This window comes from Streptomyces sp. NPDC046759, from assembly GCF_040645475.1.
Classification (GTDB): Bacteria; Actinomycetota; Actinomycetes; order Streptomycetales; family Streptomycetaceae; genus Streptomyces.
In genome coordinates this window covers 1-2,716 of record NZ_JBEYYJ010000078.1, presented here as the reverse complement: position 1 = coordinate 2,716, position 2,716 = coordinate 1, and the positions used below count along the sequence as shown (strand labels likewise).

The 2,716-nt window shown below is 71.9% G+C and carries 2 protein-coding genes; both read right to left on the bottom strand.

Annotated elements, in window-relative coordinates; all coding sequences use genetic code 11:
- Positions 1-1,589: beta-ketoacyl synthase N-terminal-like domain-containing protein (locus tag ABZ919_RS41430; protein ID WP_361259483.1), on the bottom strand; the 1,589-nt coding region annotated here is incomplete at its 3' end.
- Positions 1,590-1,662: 73 nt separating this feature from the next.
- Positions 1,663-2,716: KR domain-containing protein (locus ABZ919_RS41425; protein ID WP_361259480.1), on the bottom strand; the 1,054-nt coding region annotated here is incomplete at its 5' end.

The following is a 2,716-nucleotide window of genomic DNA, read 5'->3' as shown; positions in this document are numbered from 1 at the left end:
GCCGCCCGCCCCGCCAGCGACCAACCCACATCCACCAACGACACACCCTCGCCCACACAGGACAGCAACCGCCCCGCCTGCGCCCGCAACGCCCCATCCCCACGCCCCGACACCACCCACGGCACCACCGAAGGCACCACCGAAGGCACCACCGAAGGCACCACACCCGCACCCTCAGCCACCGACCCCGAAACCTCCGGAGCCTCCTCCACAATCACATGCGCATTCGTGCCACTCACACCGAAAGACGACACACCCGCCCGACGCGGACGCTCCCCCGTCCCCGGCCACTCCCGCGCCTCCGTCAACAACTCGACCGAGCCCGCCGACCAGTCCACCTCACGCGTCGGCTCGGTGACGTGCAGCGTCCGCGGCAACACACCATGCCGTATCGCCTCGACCATCTTGATGACGCCGGCGACACCGGCGGCGGCGGCCGTGTGGCCGATGTTCGCCTTGAGGGAGCCGATCCACAGCGGGCGGTCGGCCGGGCGCCCCTGGCCGTAGGTGGCGAGCAGGGCCTGGGCCTCGATCGGGTCGCCGAGGGTGGTGCCCGTGCCATGGGCCTCCACGGCGTCCACCTGCGCGGTGGTGAGCCCCGCGTTGGCGAGGGCGGCGCGGATGACCCGCTGCTGGGACGGACCGTTGGGCGCCGTGAGGCCGTTGCTGGCGCCGTCCTGGTTCACGGCCGAGCCACGCACGACCGCCAGCACCTCGTGGCCGTTGCGCCGCGCGTCCGACAACCGCTCCAGCAACAGCATCCCGACGCCCTCACCCCACGCCGTGCCGTCCGCCGCGGCGGCGAAGGGGCGGCAGCGTCCGGTGCGGGAGAGCGCGCCCTGGCGGCTGAACTCCACGAACGTCTCGGGGGTGGCCATCACCGTGACGCCGCCGGCGAGGGCGAGGGAGCACTCGTCGTTGCGCAGCGCCTGGACCGCCAGGTGCAGGGTCACCAGCGAGGACGAGCACGCCGTGTCGACCGTCACCGCCGGGCCCTCCAGGCCGAAGGTGTACGACAGGCGCCCGGAGACCACGCTGGCCGCGATGCCGGTGGCGAGGTAGCCCTCGGACTGTTTGGGTGCCCGGCGCAGCAGGGCGGCGTAGTCCTGGCCGTTGGTACCGGCGAAGACTCCGGTACGGCTGCCCTTCAGCGACGTCGGGTCGATGCCGGCCCGCTCGATGGCCTCCCACGAGGTCTCCAGCAGCAGCCGCTGCTGCGGGTCGAGCGCTGTCGCCTCACGCGGGGAGATCCCGAAGAAGGCGGGGTCGAAGTCGCCGACGTCGGTGAGGAATCCGCCTTCGCGGACGTACGACGTTCCCGGCCGAGACAGCTCCGGGTCGTACAGGCCCTCGGTGTCCCAGCCACGGTCGGTGGGGAACTCGGAGAAGGCGTCCTCGCCCGAGGCGAGCAACTGCCACAGCCGCTCGGGCGAGTCGATCCCGCCCGGGAAGCGGCAGCTCATCCCCACGATCGCGATGGGCTCGCGCTCTCCCGATTCCACTTCCTGGAGGCGTTGCCGTGCGTCGTGAAGTTCGCCGGTCACTCGCTTCAGGAAGTAACGGAGCTTGTCCTCGCTGGTGTTGGTCACGCCGTACTGCTCCAAGTTCGGGAAGTCGTCACGCGGTGCGCGGAGAAGGAAGTCAAGGGGGAGGGGGCGGGAGTCAGGAGATGCCGAGTTCGTTGCTGATGAAGTCGAAGACGTCGTCGTCGGAGGCCGAGGCGAGCTTGTCGGCCGCCCGGCCCGGTTCGGACTCGGGTCCGTCGGCGGGACTGCACAGCTGGAGCAGTGCCTTCAGCCGCAGGGTGATCTCGTTCCGGGCCTCGTCCTCGGCCTCCCCGACGAGTGCGGAGAGGTCCGACGCGAGCCGGTCGAGTTCCCCGACCACACTGTCGAAGCGCCGGGCCCCTGCGGGGCTCAGCTCCGCCCGCAGGCGGTCGGTGAGGAGCCGAGGCGTGGGGTGGTCGAACACGAGCGTCGCCGGTAGCCGCAGTCCCGTCGCGCCGTTGAGCCGCTTGCGCAGTTCGACGGCGGTGAGCGAGTCGAAGCCGAGGTCCTTGAACGCCCGGTCCGCTGTGACCGCCTCGTCGGTGCCGTGCCCGAGCACGGCCGCGACGTGCGTACGCACCAGGTCCAGCAGCCGCAGGTCCTGCTCCGCCGGGGAGAGTCCGCCGAGCTCGGCGCGCAGCGACTCGGCGGGATCGCCGTCCGTGCCGGCACCGTCGGCGGCGACCGTCTCCAGCGCGCGACGGGCCTCCGGGATCTCCGCGACGAGCGGAGCGGGGCGGGCGCTTGCGAGCCGCGGGGCGAAGCGGTCCCAGTCGATGTCCGCGACGACAACCTGCTCCTCGCCCCGGCCCAGCACCGACTCCAACACCCTCAGCGCATCACCCGGCTCCATCGGCGCGACCCCGCCACGGTGTGCCCACGACTCCCTGGCCTCACCCACGGCAAGCCCCTCACCGGCCCAGCGCCCCCACGCCACCGACGTGGCCGGCAACCCCTGCGCCCGCCGCAGCCCCGCCAACCCGTCCAGACAGGCATTCGCCGCCGCATAGTTCGCCTGACCCGCACCACCCACCGTCCCCGCCAGCGACGAGAACAACACGAAGGCATCGAGTCCCTTGTCGGAGGTCAGCTCGTGCAGATGCCAGGCAGCCTCCGCCTTCGCCCCCAACACACCCGCCAGCCGCTGCGGCGACAACGCCTCGATCACA